Origin of the sequence: Heyndrickxia sp. FSL W8-0423 (assembly GCF_038009395.1) — a bacterium.
GTDB classification, from domain to species: Bacteria; Bacillota; Bacilli; order Bacillales; family Bacillaceae_C; genus Heyndrickxia; species Heyndrickxia sporothermodurans.
Map to the genome: position 1 here is coordinate 2,993,453 of NZ_JBBPBE010000001.1, position 25,126 is coordinate 3,018,578.

Consider the following 25,126-nt stretch of genomic DNA (forward strand, 5'->3'; position numbering starts at 1 on the left):
TAAGAGCGAGTTCATTTTAAAGAACTCGCTCTTTTTGACATTATTCTTTATATCCTGTGTTAGCTTTTACAATTACTTCCGCAAAACGTTTTACATCTTGCTTTTTCGAAACAACCGTACCAACATACGCTCCGATAAACCCTAATGGAACCGAAATGATGGCGGGATTCGTTAAAGATATTAGTGGCTCCCCGACAAAAATCGCCGCACCTTCAATGGGGGAGAATACATTTGGACTAACAATAACAAGGATTAATGATGACAATAAACCGGAAAGCATTCCAGTAATAGCACCTGCCGTATTAAATTTTTTCCAATAAATCGTAAAGATGATTACTGGAAGGTTAGCGCTCGCTGCGACACAAAATGCTAGAGAAACAAGAAATGCTACATTCATTTTTTGAGCGAACAATGCTAATAAAATGGATAAAACAGCGACTCCGATGGAAGCGTATTTAGCAGCGAGCATTTGCTTTTTCTCTGTCACTTTTCCTTTTTTTATGATCTGTGCATAGATATCATGTGCAAATGCGGAAGCTCCTGATAAAACTAACCCCGCCACAACTGCTAAAATCGTTGCAAAAGCAACGGCAGATACGAAGGACATTAGAAAATCGCCGCCAAGTTCACCTGCAAGTAATGGTGCCGCCATATTTCCAGCTGCATTTGCTTCTTTGATCGTATCAAATCCAACAAAGTATGCTGCACCAAAACCAAGGAAAATGGTTAATACATAAAAAATACCGATGATCCATGTAGCGGTAACAACAGAACTTCTTGCTGTTTTCGCATCCTTTACAGTAAAAAATCGCATTAAAATATGTGGTAAACCCGCAGTACCAAGAACGAGTGCAAGCATTAAGGAAATCGTATCTAATGGTACTTTATATTTTACGCCCGGTTTTAAGTAGTCTGCTCCGAGTGGTGTGGCCGTTTTCATTTCACTAAACATATCAAAAATATTGAAATGGAATTTCGCCAAAACGATAAAAGAAATGATAATCGTACCAATCATTAACAATACAGCTTTAATAATTTGAACCCAACTTGTAGCGGTCATACCTCCGAAAAGGACATAAACCGTCATCATAATTCCAACTATTAAAACAGCAATCCAATAATCGATTCCAAATAATAATTGAATAAGCGCACCCGCACCAACTAATTGCGCGATCATATAGAAAATAACAATGGTAATTGTATTTAACGCTGCAACGCCACGTACTTTTTTTGCATCAAATCGGGAATTAATCATATCAGCTAAAGTATACTTACCCAAATTTCTAAGTGGTTCAGCTACGATAAACATAACGACTAAATATGCGATTAAAAACCCTATACTATAAAAAAATCCATCGAAACCGCTTAAAGCGATCATTCCAGCAATCCCGAGAAATGATGCTGCAGATAGATAATCACCGGCTATTGCCAATCCATTTTGCCAGCCGGTTAACCCACCACCGGCAGTATAAAATTCACTTGTTGTTTTTGTTCGTTTGGCAGCATAATAGGTAATTACTAGCGTCACTCCAACAATAATTAAAAATAGAATAATAACAGTAGGACTCATGCACCTTTTTCTCCTTTTTCAAAGTTTTCTTCAATAATTTCGTTTGCTAGCTTATCAAAAAATGATGCTTTTTTTACGTAAACGATACAAAGAACCCAAGTCATGATAAATTGTGCAAAAGCAAAAACCCATGCCCAAGAAATATCTCCGAATGCATTATTATTGAGGACTGTTGAGTAGGATGTTAGTACAGGTAAAGCAAAATAAAATACTAAGAAGAAAATGGTTAATGGCACGATGAATTTTTTCTTTGAGGTTATTAAATTTTTAAATCCATTGCTTTCTGTAATCTTTTCATAATCAATTCGTTTTTGCATGTTTTTCCCCAATGTCGACACTCCTTTATTTGTAATTTCTCCCACAATATAATCGTAAAGTAAATAAAACAAACTTGTCAACATAATATTAAGATAATTCTGAATCTATTAAAAGCTATAGCATTCACGATTTAAGTTTGTAAATAAACATGAAATAAATATTTTACAAAAATGATTATTTACTTGGAAAACAGCTAAACAAAGAATATAAAATTATAAAAATAGCATAAAAATATAAAGATTAAAACAAATATTTTAAAAATTTCCAAACCAATACAAAATAAGTATAAAAGAACGAATATTATTTTATCTCTTTACTGAATTTTTTGTCTTTATAATATAGATATAACAATGTATGAGGAGGAATTTAAATGAAAACGGATACAAAGAGGGAAATCCATCAATACAAAGGTTCTGAATTACATGCTAAAGGCTGGGTCCAGGAAGCAGCTTTAAGAATGTTAATGAACAATTTAGATAAAGATGTAGCGGAAAGACCTGAAGATCTTGTCGTTTACGGGGGAATTGGTAAAGCTGCACGGAACTGGGACTGCTATGATGCCATCGTAAAAACATTACATGAATTAGAATCTGATGAAACATTACTTGTACAATCCGGGAAACCTGTTGCTGTATTCAAAACCCATACAGATGCGCCACGAGTTCTAATTGCAAACTCCAATCTAGTACCTGCTTGGGCAAACTGGGATACGTTTCATGAGTTAGATAAAAAAGGTTTAATGATGTATGGTCAAATGACGGCAGGAAGCTGGATTTATATTGGTAGCCAAGGGATTGTTCAAGGAACATATGAGACGTTTGCTGAATTAGCTAAGCAGCATTTTGGTGAATCACTAAAGCAAACAATAACAGTAACAGCAGGACTTGGAGGAATGGGTGGTGCACAACCGTTAGCTGTTACAATGGCAGAAGGGGTTTGTATTGCGATTGAAGTTGATGAAACAAGAATTGACCGCCGAATTGAAACTCGCTACTTAGATGTGAAGACGAAATCTTTAGAAGAAGCTATTCAATTAGCAAAAGAAGCAAAGGCAGAAGGTAAAGCATTATCCATTGGTTTATTAGGTAATGCAGCCGAAATTTTGCCACAAATGATTGCACTTGGATTTATTCCGGATGTTCTAACCGATCAAACATCGGCACATGATCCATTAAATGGATATATCCCGATTGGGTATAGTTTAGAGGAAGCAGCGCAACTTCGAAATGAACATCCCGAGGAATATGTAAAAAAATCTAAAGCAAGTATGGCGGAACATGTGAAATCAATGCTTATCATGCAAGAAAAAGGAGCCATCACTTTTGATTACGGTAACAATATTCGTCAAGTAGCAAAGGATGAAGGTGTTGAGAACGCCTTTAATTTTCCGGGATTCGTACCAGCATATATTCGCCCACAGTTTTGTGAAGGAAAAGGCCCATTCCGTTGGGTAGCATTATCAGGTGATCCTGAGGATATTTATAAAACAGATGAAGTCATTTTACGCGAATTTAGTGACAATAAGCATTTGTGCAACTGGATTAAAATGGCTAGAGAAAAAATTCAATTTCAAGGACTGCCGTCACGTATTTGCTGGCTTGGCTATGGAGAACGTGCGAAATTTGGAAAAATTATTAATGACATGGTAGCAAGTGGTGAGTTAAAGGCCCCAATTGTTATTGGGCGTGATCATTTAGATTCAGGTTCTGTTGCTTCACCAAATCGTGAAACAGAAGGCATGAAGGACGGTAGTGATGCAGTAGCAGATTGGCCAATATTAAACGCAATGATTAATGCGGTAGGTGGAGCAAGCTGGGTATCGGTTCATCATGGCGGTGGTGTTGGAATGGGCTACTCCTTACATGCGGGTATGGTCATCGTTGCGGATGGAACGAAAGAAGCAGAGAAGCGACTAGAACGCGTATTAACGACTGATCCTGGAATGGGTGTTGTTCGTCATGTTGATGCAGGTTATGATTTAGCTATTAAAACAGCGAAGGAAAAAGGGATCCACATCCCAATGCTTGAATCAACGAAGAAATAAGGAGGGACTAAATTGTCAGATAAACCAATTTTTATTAAACATGCAAATGAATTAATTACAGTAGCTGGTGGATCGGATAAACCATTTAAAAGAGAAGAGATGAATAATCTTCGTATTGTCAAAGATGGCGGACTTTGGATAGAGAATGGACAGATTATCGCTGTTGGAACAACTGAAGAAATACAAAGCAAATATAGCGATCGTTTGAATGAATCAATTATTGTAAATGCGACTGGAAAAATCGTATTACCAGGTTTGATTGATCCCCATACACATCTTGTCTATGCAGGAAGTCGTGAAAATGAGTTTAATATGCGATTAAATGGTGCGACCTATATGGAAATCATGAATAATGGCGGTGGAATTCACGCTACGACGACAAGGACGCGTGCAGCTTCCTATGAAGAACTGCTTTCAGAAAGCAAAGCAAGACTAGATTCATTTTTAAAACATGGAGTAACGACCGTTGAAGCAAAAAGTGGCTATGGTTTAGATTGGGATACGGAAAAAAAACAACTAGAAGTAGCAAAGCAACTAAATGAAGAACATGTAATTGATGTTGTCCGGACATTTATGGGTGCCCATGCTGTACCTGCAAATTATAAAGAAAATCCAGATGAATTTGTAAGAATCGTAATCGAAGAAATGCTTCCTCAAGTGGCAAAAGAAAATTTAGCTGAATTTAATGATGTCTTTTGTGAAAGAGGAGTTTTTACACCTGAACAAAGTCGCAAAATTCTTGAAGCGGGTAAAACATATGGTCTTATTCCTAAAATACATGCAGACGAAATTGAACCATATGAGGGAGCTGAGTTAGCAGCTGAAGTTGGGGCCATTTCTGCCGAGCATTTATTAAGAGCGTCAGATAATGGAATAAAAAAGATGGCTGAAAAAGAGGTAATTGGGGTACTTTTACCTGGGACAGCATTCTTTTTAATGGCGGAATCAGCAAGAGGAAGAAAGATGATAGATGAAGGAGTACCAGTTGCACTTTCTACGGATTGTAATCCTGGCTCATCACCGACAACCTCACTTCCATTTATTATGAATCTAGCATGTATGAAAATGGGTATGACACCGGCCGAAGCAATCACAGCTTGTACTATAAATGCGGCACATGCGATTAATCGCAGTAAAGAAATAGGCAGCATTGAAGTTGGTAAAAAAGCTGATATCGTTATGATGAATGTGCCAAATTATATGCAGCTTCAGTATCATTATGGAATGAACCATACGGATATGGTTATCAAAAATGGAAAAATTGTAGTTGAGAGTGGTCAATTATGCTGAAAATTATCAACCAGTTACCAATAGATAGTCCATCTTTTTCCTGGAAGAAAACAACTCCTGGTAAGGATGTTAAAGTCAATGAATGGATTCAATCTATTCATCATTTAGATAAAGATGAGAAACAAAATGATTGGGATATCGTATTAATGGGTGTTCCACTTTCACGGTCATCTATTAGTGCTTCAGGAGCATCTGAATTTCCTGAGTGGTTTAGGCGATCATGGAAAGGTTTTAACACTTATAATTTAGATGAAGAATTGGATTTACGTGATTTAAAAGTCATCGATATTGGTGATGTGCAAATGCATTATACTGACATTCTATTAAGCCACCAATATATTAAAGATGCTTTTCATGGTGTGACGAAGGAACTCGCGCATTCTTTCCCAGTAACAATTGGTGGGGACCATTCGATCACAGCCATGCTTGTTAAAGGCTTGAAAGAAACGTATCCAAATGAAGAGATAGGGATACTCCAATTGGATACGCATTTTGATCTTCGTGATTTAAAGGATCACGGACCGACAAATGGTACACCTATCCGAAATTTGATAGAGAGTGGAACAATCAAAGGGGAAAATGTTTATAACATTGGTTTGCATGGATTTTTCAACGCTCCGTCATTAGTAGAATATGCCAAAGAATATGGTGTGAATTATATTACCTTAACTAAAGCGAGAAGAAATGGTATACGGGAGACCGTAGAAGAAGCACTTCAAGTATTAGCAAAAAAAGTTGACCGAATATATTTAACAGTAGATATGGATGTATTAGATATTGCCTATGCACCTGGAGTTCCGGCTTCAACACCTGGTGGCATGAGAACGGATGAATTATTTGAAGCAGTCTTTGCAGCCGGGCTTCATCCAAAGGTTGGGGCAATGGACATCGTTTGCCTTGATCCGACACGTGATGGTACTGTTCAGCCCACTGTCAAAGCGGGAACACATGTGTTTCTTTCATTTTTATCAGGCGTTTATAAAAGAAAGAAGTAAGAGTTCTAAAGGCTTCTCTCATAGAGAGAAGCCTGAGTTTAAACAAAGGGGGAAATAGGGATGGCAAATCCAAACCCACAATTAGATAGTCAGCTTCACACAAAACCATTGACAAATGGAAATAATATTCTCAAGTTTGTCGTATTCAGTGCAATTGGTATCTTTATGTTTTTTATTCCAATTTCAATTAAAAAAATTTTTATCCACAATGTCATGGACCTAAAAGGGTTTTTTTACGCTTTATAGAATACTTGTAAAGTATCTTATTGCAAAATCAAGAGGTGATTGAATCATGAATGTTTGGTATGTCAGCTATGGTTCAAATATTAAATATGAACGTTTTATGTGTTATATAAAAGGGGAGAAGCCTGAAGGTTCGAATAAAAAAGAAAAAGGATGTAATGATCAATCTCCTCCAAGAAGAGTAGAGAGTATAGAAATTCCATATCAACTTTACTTTGCAAAAGAACGAAGTAAGTGGGGAAAAGGTGGGGTGGCATTTATTGATCACGAACCAAATGGACTGTATAACACTTATGGACGAATGTATTTAATTACAGACTCTCAATTTTGTGATGTAGTTGCCCAAGAAAATAATATGGAGCAAATAACAATAGACTTATTGGAAGTGATTGCAAATAAATTCACTCGTATTAATGACGGTTGGTACGGGAGAATTATGTTTCTAGGATTTAAAGATGGTTCACCGATGTTTACCTTTACGAGTAACGAAGCATTCAAGGACCAATCATTTAATTTACCACCCTCTACATATTTAATAACAATTTCAAAAGGTTTATTTGAAATTGGGTTAAGTATTGAAGAGGTTGTGTCCTATTTTTTGAAACAACCTGGAATTAGCGATCATTTTACAAAAACACAGCTTTTTCACTATCTTTCGTTACCAAGTACATAGTGGTAATGATCGATAGTGAAAAAAATAATGCCGAGCTAACCCGGCATTATTTTTTTTGGCTAAGCTGCTCTTGCGCCATTCGAATCATTTCTTTAACCATGTTGCCACCAATTGGTCCACCGACTTTTCCAGCCTGCTCTGACGTTAACTGACCGTTATAACCTTCTTTAAGTGGCACACCTTGTTCTTTAGCTACTTCATATTTCACATTATTTGGTTTGGTCGGATCTACTTTGTAACCTTTTTCAGCCATGACTTTTCCCTTAAAGTCGTCTAACGCACTTCTAGCCCCCGGAACGAGCGATTTCCTTCTTCTGGACATGATTTTCCCTCCTTTGCGTAGTAGTATTCCCATAAAAACAAATTCAACAAAAAATAAAACAGCCCCAAGGCTGTTTTATTTTAAATCTTCAATCGAATCAATATCCATATATTTTGGAATGGTTAAACCAATTTTCACACCAGTCATACTTGTTCCGATATCTTCATATTTTCCCTTGAATTTTTCCGCGTATGTTTTGTGAGTTAATGGTAACCATGCTGCAAGTGATGCATCTGCACTACCGTCAGCGATAGCAGTCCACATAGGTCCAGCCTCTACTTGTGTAAGCGTGACTTTATAGCCTAAATCTTCTAGTACTTTTCCTATCACATTTGTACTGGCAATTTCACTATCCCACGCAACATATGCGAGTTTAATGTTTTCACCATTTACTTTTTCAGCGCCTTTTGTCCATTCCGCAACTTTTTCATTGTTATTTTTTACCCATTTTTCTGCAGCTTCTTCAGGCTTTGTTCCTTCTTGAATATCTAGCATAACTGCACCCATATCATCTTCAGACCATTTAAATTGACTTAGTACTTTATATGCTGTTGGATGATCATCCTTTAATCCTTTTCGTGCAATTGTGTGGATTTCTTCCGCTTCTCCATATACACCTTTCGGATCCTTAAGATATTTCAGATCATATTTTGCAAACATCCAGTGAGGATTCCAACCTGTAATGATGATTGGTTCTTTTTTATCATATGCTTTTTTTAATGCGGCAGTCATGGCTGCACTTGAACCAGTCACTAATTGCCAATCATCAAGTTTGTAATCCTTTATTGCATTTTCTGTTGCTGTCATAATTCCCGCTCCGGGATCTATACCTGTAATTTTATAATGAACGCTATCACCGACAGAACCATCCTTATCGGAGTTTGCTTTATCACTGCCGCAAGCCGTTAGCCCAATTGTTAAAGCGGCTACAGCGCCAATTCCTATAATCTTCTTCCACATTACAAATTCCCCCTCTGATTCTTCTTGCCCACATTTTGTGTAATTCTATCTAATACAATTGCTACGATAACGATGGCCAATCCAGCCTCAACACCAACGCCTGTTTTTAATTGAGTAACAGCTCGATAAACTTGTTCACCTAATCCCGGTGCTCCGACCATAGATGCGATAACCACCATAGATAGAGCAAGCATAATACTTTGATTTATTCCCGCCATTATTGTAGGTGTAGCAAGAGGTAGTTGCACTTTTAACAATTTTTGACTGGTAGTGGAGCCAAAACTTTCGGTTGCTTCAATGATGTCTTCAGGCACCTGTTTAATTCCTAATATTGTTAAACGAATAGTTGGCGGCATTGCAAAAATCACCGATGCAACGACCCCAGGTACGACACCAATATTAAAAAAGAAAATAGCTGGAAGTAGATATACGAATGCCGGCATAGTTTGCATAAAGTCAAGGATAGGAGTAACTACTTTCCGAACTGTATCTTTTTGGGAAGCCCATATTCCAATTGGAATTCCAACTACTACTGAGATAATTACCGATGTTAAAACAAGTGCTAGCGTATCAAGCATTGCATTCCAATAGCCTAAATAATCTATAAGCAGAAAACCGATTAAAGAAAATAAGGCAATGCTTTTTTTGGTTAACCACCAGGCAAGTAAACTAATTAAAATTGCGAGTAGGATAGGGGGGATGAAACCAAGTCCAGTAACAATTCCGTTCACAATATTTTCTAATCCGGTTGCTAGACCATCAAAAATACCACCAAATTTTGAAGTTAACCAATCTACAAACTGATCAATCCAGCTTGCTAAAGGGATTTTTGGAATCAAATTATTCATTTAATTCACCTCCCTTAAAGAAGGATCAATTGTTTCATATGTTTCAGATGAATGAATGTATGTGTCATTTCCAGCAAGTGCACCGATTAAGGCACCTTTTATAACAATCCCTTTCATTCGTTCTTTTTCATCTACTACCGCAATAGGTATCTGTGCTGTTGAAACCATTTCGAACATATCCATTAATAAAGTTTCTTCCTGAACAGTGGTAATATTACGTTGAAGAACTTCGTGCAAGGTTTTACCCATTTCAACAGCTTCTCGAGCTATTTGAGCGGTAACAGCGCCTAGTAGTCGATTTTGTTTATCAACTACATAGATCGAAGAGATTCCTAGATTTTTCATAAGTGTTAAGGCGACTCTTGGTCCTTTTTCAACTTGTACGGTTTCTGCACGTTTCATAATGTGTCCAGCTGTTAACACTTTGGAAAAATCTACATCTTCAACGAAGCGTTCGACATATTCATTCGAAGGATTCATTAAAATTTCTTCGGGTGTTCCTATTTGTACAATAGAGCCATCCTTCATTAATGCAATACGATCACCGATTCGAAGGGCTTCATCTAAATCGTGTGTAATAAATACAATCGTTTTTCCAACAGTATTATGCAGTTCAAGTAATTCATCTTGCATATCTTTTCTAATTAGCGGATCTAATGCACTAAACGCTTCATCCATTAATAAAATATCTGGATTATTCGCCAATGCTCTTGCAAGACCTACACGCTGCTGCATTCCACCACTCAATTGATCGGGGTATTGATTTTCATAGCCTTCTAATCCGACCAGCTTAAGGGATTCCATTGCCGTTTTTTCTCTTTTTGATTTTTCTACTCCTTGAATCTCTAATCCATATTCAGTATTTTGGAGAATTGTACGATGAGGGAGGAGAGCAAATTTTTGAAATACCATACTTATTTTTTTACGACGAATAGCACGTAATTGGTCTTTATTCATTTGCGTTACATTTTCATTATCGAGTAATATTTCTCCCGAAGTTGGTTCAATCAATCGATTTAATAAACGAACTAAGGTTGATTTACCACTACCGGAAAGTCCCATAATGACAAATATTTCACCATCAAAAACTTGGAAGTTTGCTTGGTTAACACCAACGGTTGCACCAGTCGCATTTAAAATTTCATGTTTCGTTTTTCCTTCTGATAAAAAATGTAAAGCTTTTTTCGGATGTTTACCGAAAACTTTTGTAACATTTTTCACATCAATTTTTATTTTTGGGTTTTCACTAGTCATGTTGTCCTCCTTTTTTTTAACACTTATTAAGTGTAACGAATAAACAATCCTCTAAACAAACGCGAAATTCCTTAATATTCAGTTTGTAAAGTACGTAAAGAAATAATTGCATGAACTTTATAAGTAGAATTCTTAATATTCCTGCTCTTTCCTCCTGTTTCCTATTAAATTACCTTCTGTACTTAGTCAAACAAATGGATTGATTATTACGATTGGTTGAATCGCTTAGCCATACATTTGAAAGTAAAGAAATTTTTGAATTTGTACCTAAAAATGAGATGACTAAAAAATCCAGGGAAAATCCTAGGTCTTTTTATTTTTAAGTAAGATACATTTTGTGATAGGCACCGGCATAAGATATAAAATTACTAATTTTATGAAAGCATGGTGAAATGATGGGGAAAGCAGTCATTAATAATAAGGTAAGAGGGAATTCTCATGAACTTTTTGATAAAGAACTTTTGAATCACAAAGAAGATCTTTATGATCTTGTCGAAATCATTAAAGTATTAAAAGAAAAAAATATTCTTCCTGTGATCACTGCTATTCTTACTAAAAATGACAATAATGACTCAACTGAAATTGGAAAGATTACAAATGGAATAAAAAAAGGTGTTGAATCAAGTATGGAATCACTAAACGCAGGAAAAGAACTTAATACTTTTCAATTGATGAAGCTAATGAAAGACCCGGACATTAATCGGGCAATAACTTTTTTATTGGCATTTCTAAAAGGAATGGGAAAAAGTTTATAAATATTTTTTATCTACCTGCATTTAGATGTAGGTTTTTTGTTTTATCCTAAAGATAATCTATCAATTCTTTTATTAGGAAATAATATTTATGTATAATTGGTATAGTAGATAGTTATGTCATTTTATTTTTTGAAAGGAAATTTTCTCTTAATGAAACAAAAGAAAGGTAAAAAGTATAAAAAAAGAAAGGTGAAAAGGCAATCACCATTCATACTGTTACTTGTTCCAATTATAGTACTATCCTTATATTGTATTGTGCATTATGAAATAAAAGAACCAAAAAAGCTGGAGATTGACGGTTATTTAATTCCCGAAAAATTCATTCCTATTTATAAAGCGGCCGAAAAGAAATATGGAGTCCCTTGGTATGTACTTGCTGCACACCATAGAGTCGAAACAAGATTTTCAACAATGAATCCAATGATTTCGCCCGTTGGTGCAGAAGGTCCGATGCAATTTATGCCGTGCACGTTTGTTGGCTGGAGCCATCCATCCTGTGAAGGAAACGGAAAAGGAAAATTTTCGAAAAGCGAAAAGGAAGATCCAAAAATGATTAAAAAATATGGGGGATATGGTGTCGATGCTAATGGTGATGGAAAAGCGGACGTATGGAATGACGAAGATGCAATCTTTAGTGCGGCAAATTATTTATCTCAAAATGGCGCAGCAAATGGAAAATTAAAAAAAGCGATTTTTTCATACAACCATAGTGAACAATATGTAAAGGATGTTATGCACTATATTACCCTTTATAAAAAAGCGTATTAGCAATCATGAACGAAAATGTAAAATAGGGAGAAATTATCTCCCTATTTTACATTCATTTCCTTATACTTCTTAAAATTAAGCTTACAATGAAAACGACGATAACTGCACCAATCAATGCCGGAATCAATGCAATACCAGCAATCGTCGGACCGAAGTCTCCTAGTAGAAGCCCACCAAGCCAAGCACCGATTATACCGGCAATAATATTTCCAATAATTCCACCCGGTATATCTTTACCTAAAATTAATCCTGCTATCCATCCGATAATACCACCAACAATTAAATAAAAAATAAAACTCATCATTTTATCCTCCTTGTCAATTGTTTATTCTCATTTATTAACTTGTTCTATACTATTACCATTAAGGGAGATGTTTAAACTTTTTGAGTGAACAAATCAAAGGCACTAGGAAACCTAGTGCCTTTGGTTACATATCATGTCCCTGATTATGTTTTTGTCTTGTGTGATTGCGGTTTTTTACTTTCTTTGATCCACTTAATGGTTCCGGTTGTCCGGAAGAATTTTTTCTTAATGCTTTTGCATCGTTTTTATTAGCCATAAAATAAATCCCTCCCTTTTCATAGAATGTGCTATTCGTTACTCTTTATACGGTATAAATTATAAAAAGTAAGAGCAATATAAGTATCAATAATCTTTGAAAAGGAGAAAAATCATGCCATATCATAAAAATAAACAGCAAGCTTTCCAAGCAGCACAACAAGGAATGAAGCAATTAGACGATGTATATAATAATTTGGTCCAAGATGATGCCTCTTATGGTCAACAATTAAAGCACTTAAAACAAGAGGTGAACGAAACCTATCAACAAATTGAAAATGCAATGGAAGTTGCTAGCGAAACGCAACGTCAACAATTAGAAAAATATCTTTCCGATATCGAGCAAATAGTAAATGAGGTAAATTTAGAATAAAAAACTCGCCGAAAGCGAGTTTTTTTATTGGTTTTTCTTACGTTTCTTATTGTTTTGTTTTTGCTCTTCAGTTAACGGTTCATTTGACATTTCCTCATTGTATCCCGTTCCTTTTCCTTGAGCTTTTGCTGCATTCATACCTGGAATAATGTGATTTGCTTTTCTTTTTACCATTGGCTACTTCACCTCCACTATTATTCTTTGCATTCATTAATGAAAATACTCTTGTTGAAACAATTGACCGGAATTTCTGAAAAAACTATTTTATCTTTATTTCTTTATTTCTCAACTATAATCAACGTAATAGAAACTTTGTTTAAAAAGGGGTTGGGTTATGAATAGAATACTTACTATTATCATCGGGTCATTAATCGTGAGTGTGGCCTATAATTTTTTTCTCATTCCGCATGAAATACTAAGCAGTGGACTAAGTGGGATTGCCATAATGTTAGGGTTAATAACACCAATCAATACCGGAATATTAAATTTTGTACTTAATCTTCCGTTACTCATTCTTGGGATTTTTAAACTTGGCAAACGTTTTATTTTCTATACCATTCTCTCCGTAGTTGTTATTTCAATAGGATTATATGTTGTTCCAATTAGACAGGTATCTACGGAACCTATTTTATCTTCTTTATTTGGCGGGGTTTTAACAGGAGTTGGTATCGGTCTGATTTTTCGTGTTTCAGGTTCTTCTGGTGGTTTTGACATTTTAGCTATGTTATTAAACCAAAAAAAGGATTTTCCATTAGGCGCAATATTGTCAGCAATGAATGCCGTTGTCGTGTTAGTCTCCGGATTTATTTTTAGCTGGGATGCTGCTTTAAATACAATGGTTGCTATTTATGCAACTGGAAAAGTAGTAGATACAATTCATACAAAGCATATCAAATTAACTTTAATGATTGTTACGAATAAAGGGAAAGAAATGAAAGAAAAGCTCCTTTCAAGTGTATATCGCGGAATCACATTAATTGATGGGGAAGGAGCATATTCAGGAGAGAATCGAAAAATATTAATGACAGTCATCACTCGATACCAATTAACGGATGTTAAGTCATTGATAAAAGATACTGATCCGGATGCATTTGTAAATATTACTGAAACAACTGAGGTTATGGGATCCTTTCATCGTAACTGATGATATAAATTAAAAATTGCACTCATACAAACAAATAGCAAAATAATCTGCCAAAATTTCAAATGAATCATATTAATGTGGACTTAGTGAAAAACTATAAAAGTATTCAAATAGGTCCAATAAGATTTACTTATGAAAGACGATAACATTCTTTTTATTTACTTATGTAATTTCTTGTATTAAGATGTTAATGTGTGAAAAGTGAGGGAACAACATTCGAGCTTTTCGTCAAAATGCTAATTGATTATGACAATTTTTGAAAAAGGGGGAATCTCGGGTGGCTAAAAATGACGTTTTTAACGCACGTACTTCTTTTGACTTAGAAGGCAAACGTTATCATTATTATCGTCTTGCGGCTCTTGAAGAAGCTGGTATTGCGAAAGTTTCACGCTTACCATATTCCGTAAAAGTATTATTAGAATCTGTAATTCGCCAACTGGATGGCCGTGTAATTACAAAAGAACATGTTGAAAATTTAGCAAAATGGGGATCTGAAGAAGTTAAAGATGCAGAAGTACCATTCAAACCTTCTCGTGTTATTCTTCAAGATTTCACTGGTGTTCCAGCAGTAGTTGATCTTGCGTCTTTACGTAAAGCAATGGCTGATTTAGGTGGAAATCCTGATAAAATTAATCCGGAAATTCCAGTAGACCTTGTTATTGACCACTCAGTACAGGTTGATAAATATGGTACTCCTGATGCGTTAAAAGCAAATATGGATTTCGAATTTGAACGTAACGCTGAGCGTTATCAATTCCTAAGCTGGGCTACTAAAGCGTTCGATAATTATCGTGCGGTTCCACCAGCAACTGGTATCGTTCACCAAGTTAACTTAGAGTATTTAGCTAGTGTTGTTCATGCAATTGAAACAACTGAAGGCGATTTTGAAGCATTCCCTGATACTTTAGTAGGTACTGACTCTCATACAACAATGATTAATGGTATCGGTGTACTCGGTTGGGGTGTTGGTGGTATTGAAGCGGAAGCAGGAATGCTTGGACAACCTTCATACTTCCCAATTCCGGAAGTAATCGGTGTAAAACTAACTGGTGAACTTCCAAACGGAGCAACTGCTACTGACCTAGCTTTAAAAGTAACACAAGTACTTCGCCAAAAAGGTGTAGTAGGTAAATTTGTTGAGTTCTTCGGTCCTGGTGTAGCAGTATTACCGCTTGCTGACCGTGCAACAATTGCTAACATGGCTCCTGAATACGGTGCTACTTGTGGTTTCTTCCCAGTGGATGCTGAAAGCTTGGCATACTTACGTTTAACTGGACGTCCAGAAGAACACATCAAACTTGTTGAGAAATATTTACAAGAAAACAATATGTTCTTTACTCCAGAAAACGAAGAACCAGTCTATACAGATGTTGTTGAAATCAACCTATCTGAAATCGAAGCAAATCTTTCAGGTCCAAAACGTCCACAAGACTTAATTCCATTATCTAAAATGCAAAAAGCATTTCAAGATGCATTAACTGCACCTGTTGGAAATCAAGGATTTGGATTAAAAGAATCGGAAATCGATAAAGAAGCAGTAGTTACATTTACTAATGGTGATCAATCAACAATGAAAACTGGTGCCGTTGCTATTGCTGCAATTACAAGCTGTACAAATACTTCTAACCCTTACGTTATGTTAGGAGCGGGCTTAGTTGCGAAAAAAGCGGTAGAAAAAGGCTTAGAAGTTCCTAAATATGTAAAAACTTCTCTAGCACCTGGTTCTAAAGTTGTTACTGGTTATTTAAGAGATTCCGGTTTATTAGGTTACCTCGATCAACTTGGTTTTAACCTTGTTGGATATGGTTGTACAACTTGTATTGGTAACTCTGGACCACTTAAAGATGAAATTGAAAAAACAATTGCTGAAAATGATCTACTCGTTACTTCAGTTCTTTCCGGTAACCGTAACTTTGAAGGCCGTATTCACCCACTTGTAAAAGCTAACTATTTAGCATCACCACCACTTGTAGTGGCATATGCGTTAGCTGGAACAGTAAATATTGACCTTGTAAACGATCCAATCGGAAAAGATAAAGATGGCAATGATGTATTCATGAAAGACATCTGGCCAACAACTGAAGAAGTTAATGAAGCGGTTAAACAAAGCGTTACACCTGAATTATTCCGTAAAGAATATGAAAATGTATTCGCTGATAATGAACGCTGGAACGAAATTAAAACAAGCAATGAACCATTGTACACTTGGGATGAAGAGTCAACGTATATTGCGAACCCACCATTCTTTGAAAACCTTTCACCAAACCCAGAAGAAGTAAAACCTTTAACTGGAATGCGTGTAGTAGGTAAATTTGGTGATTCAGTTACAACTGACCATATTTCACCAGCTGGTGCAATCGGTAAAGATACACCTGCAGGTAAATACTTGCGTGAAAAAGGTGTTGAACCTCGTGAATTTAACTCTTACGGTTCCCGTCGTGGTAACCATGAAGTAATGATGCGCGGTACATTTGCAAATATCCGTATTCGTAACCAAATTGCTCCTGGAACAGAAGGTGGCTACTCTACTTACTGGCCAACAAATGAAGTTACTTCCATGTATGACGCATGTATGAAATACAAAGAAGATGGAACTGGTCTTGTTGTTCTAGCAGGTAAAGATTACGGTATGGGTTCATCTCGTGACTGGGCAGCTAAAGGAACAAATCTTCTTGGTATTAAAACAGTTATCGCAGAAAGCTTCGAACGTATTCACCGCTCTAACCTTGTATTGATGGGTGTTCTTCCACTTCAATTCAAAAATGGTGAAAATGCCGATACTCTTGGCTTAACTGGAAAAGAAACAATTGATGTGCAAATCGATGAAACTGTAAAACCACGCGATATTTTAACTGTTACTGCTACAGACGAAGCAGGAAACAAAAAACAATTTGAAGTATTAGTACGTTTCGACTCTGATGTTGAAATTGATTACTATCGTCATGGTGGTATCCTTCAAATGGTACTTCGCGATAAACTTCAAGCATAATTGTTTACTAAAAACACACTCTGTTACTTACAGAGTGTGTTTTTTCATACTAATATTTAGTCACCTACATATAATATAATAAACGATTTCATATTATAGGAGGATGACATGTTAAAAAAGATCATTCCACTCGCCATTATTCTTATTTTAGTCGGTGTTATGGTTGTACAAGCAGTTGAAAAAGATAAAGAAGATCAGAATGTACAAAAGGGAAAAAAACTGCCGACAGCTGCTAGCGATCAAGCTTTAGACAAACTCTACAATGATATTATGTCATCACAAATTGAGGAACCAGATCAGGACCCTGAAGAAGGTTTAAATATAGGATTAAAGGCTCCCATGTTTCAATTAAATACATTAGATGGACAAACGATGAAATTATCGGATCTAAAGGGCAAAAAAACACTTATCAATTTTTTTGCTACATGGTGCACGCCTTGTAAAACAGAAATGCCATTGTTGGAAAAATTTTCTATTAAACATAAAAGCGATTTAAATATCATTGCTATTAATATTGATCCTAGGGCAAATGTGAAAAAGTATGTCAATAGACTTGGATTAACTTTTCCTATCCTTATTGATGAAAGAGGAAAAGTTAATGAAAATTACCAAGTTATCGCTATTCCCACAACGTTTTTACTGAATGAGAAAGGCATTATTATAAACAAACAAATTGGAGAATTAAATGAAGATCAATTGAAAAAAATGCTTAATCCCCAATAAACACCTATAATGGTGTTTATTTTTTTGTTGAGAATTTGCAAAAATGGATAATTATTTTGTATAAATGCCTAAAACAATTATAAATTTTTAATTTTATGATCATACTATAAAAAAAGAAATTTACAATAATAAGGAGTAGAATATTCAATGAGAAAAACAAATAAAAAATCTTTTTCAGATTTAGTATTAGAAAATAAACAAGCACTACTAAAAGATCAAGAAGCAATAGAAAGAATCGAAACAAAATTAGAGCAAAAGCATTCGATGAAATTAGCAAAATAAACCGATTTTTAGCATTCATAATCCGCCTTTATTTGCAAATCTTATAACTAAAGGGGGAGTTATGATGAGTAATCCAAATAAGAAAAGCAAATATTATGTGCCAAACCATATTGGAACCCAGCCACGATCCTTCGGTGGCAACAAAGGTAAACAAATGCAAGATAAGTCTGGACAGCATGCACAGGTAATGCAAACTAAGGGAGAGTAACCCTTTAGAGTCGAATTATTTTTAGAAATAAACACCATACTTTTTTTTCTAAAAAAACTCATACTAACATTGTGCCGCTGTAAAAGTGGTTCATTATACTCATTTCAGGAGGTAAGAAGAAATGGCATGGAATAAACCAAAACCGGATGATCGTAGTGATAATGTAGAGAAATTGCAAAATATGATTGATAACACACTTGAAAATATCGAAAAAGCTGAAGAAACGGCAAGCCTTTCAAGTAATGAAGAACGGGCTAATATTGAAGCAAAGAATGAACGCCGTCGTGAAAGTATTGAGGCGATGCGCAGTGAAGTGAAAGACGAAGCACAAGCACAAAATAATAACTACCAGTAAGAAAAATAGAGCCAGCAACATGCTGGCTTTATTTTTTGTTCAAAAATTATAATAGTGATAAGATAAAAATAGAATTTTATTGGAAAGGTGAAAAGGATTACAATGATTATTTCGGAAACAGAAATTCAAGTCAGATATGCGGAAACAGATCAAATGGGAGTTGTATATCATGCCAATTATTTAGTTTGGCTTGAGCTTGGGCGGACAAAGTTAATCGAAGATTTAGGATTTAAATATGCTGATATGGAAAACGAAGGGATTTTATCCCCAGTTATTGATATTGAGATTTCATATAAAATGCCTGTTCGCTACGGGGAAACGGCTATTGTAAAGACGTGGATTGAAGAATATGATGGCATACGTGTTACATACGGTTATGAAGTGCTAACGGAGAAAGGCGAAGTATCTGTCGTAGCAAAATCAAAACATGCATGTGTAAAAAAAGAGTCGTTTCGCCCAGTGTCCATTCGAAAGTTTTTCCCAGACTGGCATCGTGCATATGAAAATGCAAAAAAATAATAATAGGGAGGGAAAAATTATTGGCTTTTGGAATCACAAAAGAGGAACTTTCAAAATGGAAACGAGAAATAGACGAAGGAAAAATCGCGTTTATTACTCATTTTTGGCTTGATCCGCGTTTTCCGAAAAGTACCTCAGTAACGAAAGTGGGATGTAAAGACTTACAAAAACTTGCAAACTGGGGAGCTAAATTTGGATTAAAGGAGGAATGGATCCATCATCGGAAAGATGGCTATTCCCATTTTGATTTATTAGGCGATAAACAATATGAAATATTAAATATTGAAGGATTGACAGATGATATTTTAAAATTTAATCTTACACAAAAAACATGCCATTGATTGGGATGGCATGTTTTTTGTGATTCAGCCTTTTTTGTATTCATAAATAGGTTCATCTAATTCTTTGTCATAGTCCACAAGCAAATTATGCTGATCAAAATACCAAAGATCCTTTTCTTCAATATAAAAAAGAATCCCTTTATGTTCAGTAGTGACGACTGGATCACTTGGTGACTCTTTTGAAATCCCTAAAGAAAATCCTTGTTGTACGGGGGATGAGCCGCCATATTTTGCAAAAAATCGAACACTATCTCCATTTTTTAAAAACATCTCATCCTGAAACCATTTTACTGCTTCATCTGTTATACGTATTTCCATGAAGTTGTCCCCTCTCACATAAAGAGTATCAATATTTATCATTATAAGCTTTTTGAAAAGAATCATTCTAACAAAATGCTTACAACTATTTCATGCTTTCTGTCATATGTTCCATAATTTCATTGTAGGAATGATCGATTAGACCTTTTTTATAGGCTTCCTTTAATGGATACACGCGATAATGATGATGGTTTTTATTGTCTACAAAGGTCGGTGTAAAATGAATATCACTTATTTTAACCTTGTTTTCGTTATTTGTTACCTTTTTAGAGACTTTGAAATCAATCATCCCGCCTATATCTTTATAATCCCTCATTTGACCAGAAATAAAATTCCCTAAAGAATAAATTACAACAGCATTCCGACCATCTTTTGTATGTAGCTTTTCAATAGGTTGTAATACGTGAGGATGATGACCTAGAATGACATCAGCACCTCCATCAGTGAAGGTTTTTGCTAGTTCCTTTTGTTCTTCATTTGGGATCCTCATATATTCTATACCCCAATGTAAATTGAGAATGACTAAATCAGCTTTGTTACGGGCTCTAGACAATTCCTCCAAGATTCTTTTCTTATTAATAATATTTACTAAGTAATCTTTCCCTTTCGGTACGGGAATTCCATTTGTCCCGTATGTATAAGCAAGTATCGCAATTTTTATTCCGTTAACATTTTGTATCCGAAGGGTATTTTGATCTTGTTCATTTTTAAATGTCCCTACATATGGTAAGTTCTTTTTATCATAATATGAAATTGAATTCTTTATTCCTGCTTCGCCCTTATCTAATGCATGGTTATTAGCCGTTGATACAAAATCCACTCCCGCATCTATAATGGCATCGGCGATTTCATACGGACTGTTAAAAGAAGGGTAAGTAGATAATCCAAGCGTTTCTCCTCCAGGAATAGATTCTTGATTTGCAATTAAGAAGTCAGGTTTCTGAAGAATCGATTTTACTGGTTGAAACATTGGCTTGAAATTATACCCTTTTTCTGTTTTGGCATCTTTATATACCCAATCATGTATAAGAATATCACCAATTCCACCGATAACGGCACTATATTGAAAATCCTTCGGAGCCATACCTGATGTTCTCGAAGCATGGGGAAGGGAAGAGTGTATTCGTTTTGAAAATGAATGTTTCCATTGGTTATATTGTATCCAGCTTAACGCCAAAATTGACACTATTAAAATAGTAACTATCGAAAATAAAAGGAAATTTCGCTTTTTAGTCATCTGTTTACCAGCCTTTATTTCGTGATCTCTTCTATTTTAACATATTAAACTATTTTTTAAGATAATTTAAAAAGTATTGAAAAAAAATTAAAGGACTCTATAAATAATGGAGTCCTTTAATTACTATAGCCATTTAACTTTTGGTTCGGTTTTATTTTTGATTCGTGATAAATTAGTTCGGTGTCGATAAATTACAAAGGATGCTAAAGCAGTCACCACAATTAATAATGGCCAATCACCAGTTAGAAAAGTCCGGATTAGCGCATAAATAATTGCGAAAATACCAGCAATCATCGAAGATAAGGATACATACTTACATATTTTTAAACTAATAATAAATACGACAACAAGAAATAAAAATAGTAATGGTACATAGGCAAGTAATACACCAGCAGATGTAGCTACTGCTTTTCCTCCCCGAAACCCCGCAAAAATAGGAAACATATGACCGATGACTGCCACTAATCCAATTAATAACGGATGGATTGATTCATCAACCCCGAAAAATTTAGGTAATAATGTAGCAAGTGTACCTTTTAAAATATCAGCTACTATTACTACGGTACCAGCTTTTACTCCTAGTGTCCGAAATGAATTTGTGGCACCTAGGTTCCCACTCCCATGTTGACGAATATCAATTCCGTAAAATAATTTCCCTACAATTAATCCGGAAGGAATCGATCCAAGTAAATAAGCTAAAATAATAATAAGTGCATACGTCATTAACATAACCCCTTTAAAAACATATCATTAAGGCTTTTTTATTGTATCACATGTACAGCATAGATAGAAAAAAATAATTATTTATCAATTTTCCCCTTTTCTTGTATGAAGTACTCATGTAGGATGAAATAGGGAGGAAATGATATGGAAACAATAGAAGTTAAAACCAATACCAATCGAATGAAAAAAGTGATGTTTGGAATAGTAGTTTTGTTTATTCTTTGCACCATTGGTCTACTAATCTATCTTTATCCTTTTGCATCTTCTGAGAAGGAACCGTATGTGAACAAAAAATATTCTATTTTGCTTAATGGAAAAATACAAGATCAAGCGTTGATAGAAGGGAAAAACATTTATATCCCGATTAAAGTGGTCCATAGTGGAATTGATGATTCCGTTTTTACTGAAAAGCAATCAGTTATCATAACGACAAACCAAAAAGTGATCCAAATTCCTATTAATAAAAAGACCTATTTTATTAATCAAAAACCTGTTCATGCGCAACAACCTATTATTAAAAATATGAACAATCAGTTATTTATAGACTTGAAAACTTTAACATCAATTTATCCTATTCAAACAAAAGTGACGAAGCATAGTAAAATTGTCTGGATTGAAAAAAATAATTCTACCTATTACAAGGGGAAGATTATCGATAAAAAGGTGAAAGAAGCCTATTTAAAACTTCGTACGACCCCTGATTTGCAATCACCATATGTTGCAGTCGTAAATAAGGGAGAAAACGTAAGAATTGAAAAACAAAAAAAGGATTTCTATCTTATACGAACAGAGGAAGGAATTGGCGGCTATATAAAGAAAAAATATGTAGTTAAAAATGAACAAGTTCGTTTAGCGACGAAAACCCGTCCGGAGAAAAAATCAAATCTGCAAATGAATGTACCTATCCATTTAACATGGGAAGCAGTTTATACTAAAAATCCTGATCCGGCAAAACTGCCAAAAATGCCTGGAGTAAATGTTGTATCACCAACTTGGTTTAAATTAAAGAATAATCATGGTGATGTAACAAATTTAGCTTCAAAGGATTATGTCAAGTGGGCCAAAAAAAACGGATATCACGTATGGGCACTTTTTTCAAACTCATTTGATCCCGAATTAACGAAAGTTGCACTTAGCAACTATGAAACACGAACAAAAATTATTAATCAATTACGAAGTTATATGAAAACCTATCAATTAGATGGTTTAAATATCGATATTGAAAATGTGGATCCTAAGGATGGTCCACTCATTACACAATTCGTTCGGGAAGCGGCAGTCTATCTCCATAACGATCATAAATATGTATCCATGGATATTACATTTATCGCCGATGGTAATTGGTCTGAATTCTATGAACGAGAAAAACTTTCCTCGGTTGTCGACTATATGATTGTCATGGCTTACGATGAACATTGGGGGGGAGCGCAAACAGCCGGAAGTGTAGCAAGTCTTCCATGGGTAGAATCGAATTTGAAACAACTGTTAAATGAGGTACCGAACGAAAAATTAATACTTGGTGTCCCATTCTTTACTCGTTTATGGAAAGAAGAAATGAAAGAGGGAAAACTTTCGGTTTCTTCTAAAGCATTATCGATGGATCAAGCAAATGCATGGATGAAAGAAAGAAAATTAACAGCAATTGAAGATGCCGATTCAGGACAAAACTATGTTGAATATACCGACGCAAAAACCAATGCTGTTTATAAAATGTGGCTAGAGGACAATTTATCTTTGAATAAACGGGCGAAATTAGCCGCAAATTATCAACTAGCAGGAATTGCCTCCTGGTCGCGATATTTTGCAGACAAATCAGCTTGGTTAGCACTTCAATCCTCATTATCCGCATTGAGCAATAAATAAATGATTTTGTTACGCCTCTCCAAACATCTATAGTTTAATGAAACCGTGGCACAATGTATAATAAATAAGGTAAAAGATCATACAGCAAGGAGTTCTTAAAGTGAAAACAACTATTTCTGCCATCCAATGGATGGCTTTTATGATTGCAGGAGCAATTGCAGCTCCTATCGCAATAGCAGATTTATACCATTTAAATCCAGTTGAAACATCAGCCTTTGTTGAAAGAACTATTTTTGTTTTAGGAATTGCCGGTTTATTGCAAGGCATCATTGGACATCGTTTGCCAATTAGTGAAGGTCCAGCAGGTTTATGGTGGGGTGTTTTCACGATTTATGCCGGTTTTGTTGGAACGTTATATACTTCCAATATTGAAACACTCCGTGAATTGTCGGGTGGGTTGATGCTTAGTGGAGTATTTTTTATTATCTTATCCGCATTCGGCTTAATTCAAAAGTTGGCTAAATTATTCACACCAACCGTTACATTCATCTATTTGTTTTTGCTGATTCTACAATTAAGCGGCTCTTTCATGAAAGGGATGCTCGGTCTCACCGATGGTGTCCATGTTATTCAGCCTATTACTGCTTTGTTATGTTTTATCATCATTATTCTAACCTTTTACTTAGGACAAATTAAAATTCAGTGGATTAAACAATTTTCGATTATGCTCGGAATGATTTTCGGATGGATCTTATTTATCATTTTTGGATTATCTCCAAGTGTGCTAAAAAGCAGGCATTGGTTTTCATTCCCGGATATTTTATCATTCGGATTTCCTAAATTAGATTCTGGGATAATTGTTACTTCTTTCTTTATTACAATCTTACTAGTTACAAATATGATTGCATCAATACGTGTGATGGAAGAGGTATTAAAAAAAGATCATAAACAAGCGAATCGCTTTAAACAAGCAGGCATCATTTCCGGTATTAATCAATTTGCCGGCGGGATTTTCTCTAGTATTGGATCAGTACCCATTTCTGGTTCCGCTGGTTTTGTTAGCCAGACAGGAATAAAAGCCTTAAAGCCATTCATTTTAGGAAGTTTGTTTGTCACGGTGATTTCTCTTCTTCCCCCATTGATGAACATTATGGCCGCTTTGCCAGCTCCTGTAGGTTATTCAGTCACTTTTGTTATATTTACAAAAATGGTTGGTATCGCTTTATCGGAAATCGAAAAAGCAAATGATCTAAAAATAACTTATACGTCGGCAGGAATTGGTTTTTTAATTGGGGTAGGGGTAATGTTTCTTCCTGCGGGAGCAACTGAGGGTCTTCCGGTAGTTATTGCATCATTAATCAATAACGGTCTCATTCTAGGAACTATTACAGCCGTTGTAACTGAGCAATATTTACTTTGGAAGAAACGTAAGGAAGTGTCTAGTCATTAATTTGCAGTTCTTAAAAGATTGAAGTACGATAAGTGTAGAAAAAAAGGTGAATATTAGATGGG

At 35.3% G+C, this 25,126-nt stretch carries 30 protein-coding genes; 18 read left to right on the top strand and 12 right to left on the bottom strand.

Translation table 11 applies throughout. The features are described from left to right. Positions 1–40: 40 nt before the first annotated feature. Both MKY81_RS15245 and MKY81_RS15250 read right to left on the bottom strand, forming a co-directional pair. Entirely contained in the window at positions 41–1,570 is a 1,530-nt protein-coding gene (locus tag MKY81_RS15245) for a solute symporter family protein (RefSeq protein WP_066229440.1), read from the bottom strand. After that, on the bottom strand, positions 1,567–1,887 hold the full coding sequence (locus MKY81_RS15250; RefSeq protein WP_066229603.1) for a DUF485 domain-containing protein: 321 nt from the start codon (positions 1,885–1,887) through the stop codon (positions 1,567–1,569). Before MKY81_RS15250 ends, MKY81_RS15245 begins: the two co-directional genes overlap by 4 nt. A 371-nt stretch (positions 1,888–2,258) precedes the next feature. Here MKY81_RS15250 and hutU point away from each other — a divergent pair, with 371 nt between their 5' ends. Genes hutU through MKY81_RS15275 form a run of 5 tightly spaced genes read left to right on the top strand, consistent with a single transcriptional unit; the run spans position 2,259 to position 7,133 of the window. Continuing rightward, entirely contained in the window at positions 2,259–3,932 is a 1,674-nt protein-coding gene (hutU, locus tag MKY81_RS15255) for a urocanate hydratase (RefSeq protein ID WP_066229437.1), read from the top strand. 12 nt (positions 3,933–3,944) lie between these two features. Further along, positions 3,945–5,222 (top strand): imidazolonepropionase, encoded by a 1,278-nt coding sequence (gene hutI, locus MKY81_RS15260; RefSeq protein ID WP_066229434.1) that lies wholly within the window; start codon positions 3,945–3,947, stop codon positions 5,220–5,222. Continuing rightward, on the top strand, positions 5,216–6,217 hold the full coding sequence (locus tag MKY81_RS15265) for an agmatinase family protein (protein WP_108071605.1): 1,002 nt from the start codon (positions 5,216–5,218) through the stop codon (positions 6,215–6,217). Before hutI ends, MKY81_RS15265 begins: the two co-directional genes overlap by 7 nt. 60 nt (positions 6,218–6,277) lie before the next feature. Then, positions 6,278–6,463: a hypothetical protein gene (locus MKY81_RS15270; protein ID WP_341118243.1), complete on the top strand. Its 186-nt coding sequence runs from the start codon at positions 6,278–6,280 to the stop codon at positions 6,461–6,463. 46 nt (positions 6,464–6,509) lie between these two features. Beyond that, positions 6,510–7,133, top strand: coding sequence for a hypothetical protein (locus tag MKY81_RS15275; protein WP_066229428.1), 624 nt, complete (start codon positions 6,510–6,512; stop codon positions 7,131–7,133). A gap of 46 nt (positions 7,134–7,179) precedes the next feature. On the opposite strand, the gene MKY81_RS15280 is transcribed toward MKY81_RS15275, so the two are convergent. The 4 genes from MKY81_RS15280 to MKY81_RS15295 form a co-directional block, all read right to left on the bottom strand. Next, on the bottom strand, positions 7,180–7,455 hold the full coding sequence (locus MKY81_RS15280; protein ID WP_066229424.1) for an alpha/beta-type small acid-soluble spore protein: 276 nt from the start codon (positions 7,453–7,455) through the stop codon (positions 7,180–7,182). A 75-nt stretch (positions 7,456–7,530) separates the two neighbouring features. Continuing rightward, a complete protein-coding gene (locus MKY81_RS15285; protein WP_066229421.1) occupies positions 7,531–8,415 on the bottom strand; it encodes a glycine betaine ABC transporter substrate-binding protein in 885 nt (294 codons plus the stop codon). After that, positions 8,415–9,263, bottom strand: a complete 849-nt coding sequence (locus MKY81_RS15290) for an ABC transporter permease (RefSeq protein WP_066229418.1) — start codon at positions 9,261–9,263, stop codon at positions 8,415–8,417. Before MKY81_RS15290 ends, MKY81_RS15285 begins: the two co-directional genes overlap by 1 nt. Then, positions 9,264–10,517: a quaternary amine ABC transporter ATP-binding protein gene (locus tag MKY81_RS15295; protein WP_341118249.1), complete on the bottom strand. Its 1,254-nt coding sequence runs from the start codon at positions 10,515–10,517 to the stop codon at positions 9,264–9,266. 461 nt (positions 10,518–10,978) lie between these two features. On the opposite strand from MKY81_RS15295, the gene MKY81_RS15300 reads away from it, so the two are divergent. Together MKY81_RS15300 and MKY81_RS15305 are read left to right on the top strand one after the other, a co-directional pair. After that, positions 10,979–11,272 (top strand): DUF1641 domain-containing protein, encoded by a 294-nt coding sequence (locus MKY81_RS15300; RefSeq protein WP_202299705.1) that lies wholly within the window; start codon positions 10,979–10,981, stop codon positions 11,270–11,272. A 150-nt stretch (positions 11,273–11,422) separates the two neighbouring features. Next, positions 11,423–12,040 carry a lytic transglycosylase domain-containing protein gene (locus MKY81_RS15305; protein WP_066229410.1) on the top strand — a complete coding sequence of 206 codons (618 nt, stop codon included), beginning with the start codon at positions 11,423–11,425 and terminating at the stop codon, positions 12,038–12,040. A gap of 52 nt (positions 12,041–12,092) precedes the next feature. Here the strand turns inward: MKY81_RS15305 and MKY81_RS15310 are convergent, their stop codons facing one another. Further along, positions 12,093–12,341 (bottom strand): GlsB/YeaQ/YmgE family stress response membrane protein, encoded by a 249-nt coding sequence (locus MKY81_RS15310; protein WP_066229408.1) that lies wholly within the window; start codon positions 12,339–12,341, stop codon positions 12,093–12,095. A 127-nt stretch (positions 12,342–12,468) separates the two neighbouring features. Beyond that, positions 12,469–12,600, bottom strand: coding sequence for a small acid-soluble spore protein P (locus MKY81_RS15315; RefSeq protein ID WP_066229405.1), 132 nt, complete (start codon positions 12,598–12,600; stop codon positions 12,469–12,471). A 114-nt stretch (positions 12,601–12,714) separates the two neighbouring features. Between MKY81_RS15315 and MKY81_RS15320 the strand changes: the two genes are divergently transcribed. After that, entirely contained in the window at positions 12,715–12,972 is a 258-nt protein-coding gene (locus tag MKY81_RS15320; protein ID WP_066229402.1) for a hypothetical protein, read from the top strand. A gap of 24 nt (positions 12,973–12,996) precedes the next feature. Here MKY81_RS15320 and sspO read toward each other — a convergent pair whose 3' ends face one another. Beyond that, the gene (sspO, locus tag MKY81_RS15325; RefSeq protein WP_066229400.1) at positions 12,997–13,146 is read right to left on the bottom strand and encodes a small acid-soluble spore protein O; all 150 of its coding nucleotides are present in this window, start codon (positions 13,144–13,146) and stop codon (positions 12,997–12,999) included. A 160-nt stretch (positions 13,147–13,306) separates the two neighbouring features. Between sspO and MKY81_RS15330 the strand changes: the two genes are divergently transcribed. The 8 genes from MKY81_RS15330 (at position 13,307) to MKY81_RS15365 (ending at position 19,533) form a co-directional block, all read left to right on the top strand. Continuing rightward, positions 13,307–14,116, top strand: a complete 810-nt coding sequence (locus MKY81_RS15330; protein WP_108071600.1) for a YitT family protein — start codon at positions 13,307–13,309, stop codon at positions 14,114–14,116. A gap of 277 nt (positions 14,117–14,393) precedes the next feature. After that, positions 14,394–17,105 (top strand): aconitate hydratase AcnA, encoded by a 2,712-nt coding sequence (gene acnA / locus MKY81_RS15335; protein ID WP_066229395.1) that lies wholly within the window; start codon positions 14,394–14,396, stop codon positions 17,103–17,105. A 108-nt stretch (positions 17,106–17,213) separates the two neighbouring features. Beyond that, positions 17,214–17,828 carry a TlpA family protein disulfide reductase gene (locus MKY81_RS15340; RefSeq protein ID WP_066229391.1) on the top strand — a complete coding sequence of 205 codons (615 nt, stop codon included), beginning with the start codon at positions 17,214–17,216 and terminating at the stop codon, positions 17,826–17,828. Positions 17,829–17,975: 147 nt separating this feature from the next. Next, complete coding sequence (locus tag MKY81_RS15345) at positions 17,976–18,110, top strand: FbpB family small basic protein (protein WP_084347521.1); 135 nt, start codon at positions 17,976–17,978, stop codon at positions 18,108–18,110. Between the two features lie 64 nt (positions 18,111–18,174). Further along, positions 18,175–18,318 carry an acid-soluble spore protein N gene (locus tag MKY81_RS15350; protein WP_066229388.1) on the top strand — a complete coding sequence of 48 codons (144 nt, stop codon included), beginning with the start codon at positions 18,175–18,177 and terminating at the stop codon, positions 18,316–18,318. A gap of 121 nt (positions 18,319–18,439) precedes the next feature. Continuing rightward, positions 18,440–18,673, top strand: coding sequence for a small acid-soluble spore protein Tlp (gene tlp, locus MKY81_RS15355; protein WP_066229384.1), 234 nt, complete (start codon positions 18,440–18,442; stop codon positions 18,671–18,673). A 102-nt stretch (positions 18,674–18,775) separates the two neighbouring features. Continuing rightward, a complete protein-coding gene (locus MKY81_RS15360; RefSeq protein ID WP_066229381.1) occupies positions 18,776–19,192 on the top strand; it encodes an acyl-CoA thioesterase in 417 nt (138 codons plus the stop codon). A 20-nt stretch (positions 19,193–19,212) separates the two neighbouring features. Continuing rightward, positions 19,213–19,533: a hypothetical protein gene (locus MKY81_RS15365; protein ID WP_066229378.1), complete on the top strand. Its 321-nt coding sequence runs from the start codon at positions 19,213–19,215 to the stop codon at positions 19,531–19,533. A gap of 24 nt (positions 19,534–19,557) precedes the next feature. On the opposite strand, the gene MKY81_RS15370 is transcribed toward MKY81_RS15365, so the two are convergent. The 3 genes from MKY81_RS15370 to plsY all read right to left on the bottom strand — a co-directional run bounded on the left by MKY81_RS15370 (position 19,558) and on the right by plsY (position 21,811). Beyond that, a complete protein-coding gene (locus MKY81_RS15370; RefSeq protein ID WP_066229375.1) occupies positions 19,558–19,851 on the bottom strand; it encodes a HesB/YadR/YfhF family protein in 294 nt (97 codons plus the stop codon). An 85-nt stretch (positions 19,852–19,936) separates the two neighbouring features. Continuing rightward, the gene (locus MKY81_RS15375) at positions 19,937–21,037 is read right to left on the bottom strand and encodes a CapA family protein (RefSeq protein ID WP_341118257.1); all 1,101 of its coding nucleotides are present in this window, start codon (positions 21,035–21,037) and stop codon (positions 19,937–19,939) included. Between the two features lie 174 nt (positions 21,038–21,211). Then, positions 21,212–21,811 (bottom strand): glycerol-3-phosphate 1-O-acyltransferase PlsY, encoded by a 600-nt coding sequence (gene plsY / locus MKY81_RS15380; protein ID WP_066229368.1) that lies wholly within the window; start codon positions 21,809–21,811, stop codon positions 21,212–21,214. A gap of 144 nt (positions 21,812–21,955) precedes the next feature. On the opposite strand from plsY, the gene MKY81_RS15385 reads away from it, so the two are divergent. After that, positions 21,956–23,674 (top strand): glycosyl hydrolase family 18 protein, encoded by a 1,719-nt coding sequence (locus tag MKY81_RS15385; protein ID WP_108071596.1) that lies wholly within the window; start codon positions 21,956–21,958, stop codon positions 23,672–23,674. Positions 23,675–23,774: 100 nt separating this feature from the next. Next, positions 23,775–25,064 carry a purine/pyrimidine permease gene (locus MKY81_RS15390; RefSeq protein WP_066229356.1) on the top strand — a complete coding sequence of 430 codons (1,290 nt, stop codon included), beginning with the start codon at positions 23,775–23,777 and terminating at the stop codon, positions 25,062–25,064. Positions 25,065–25,126 lie beyond the last annotated feature (62 nt).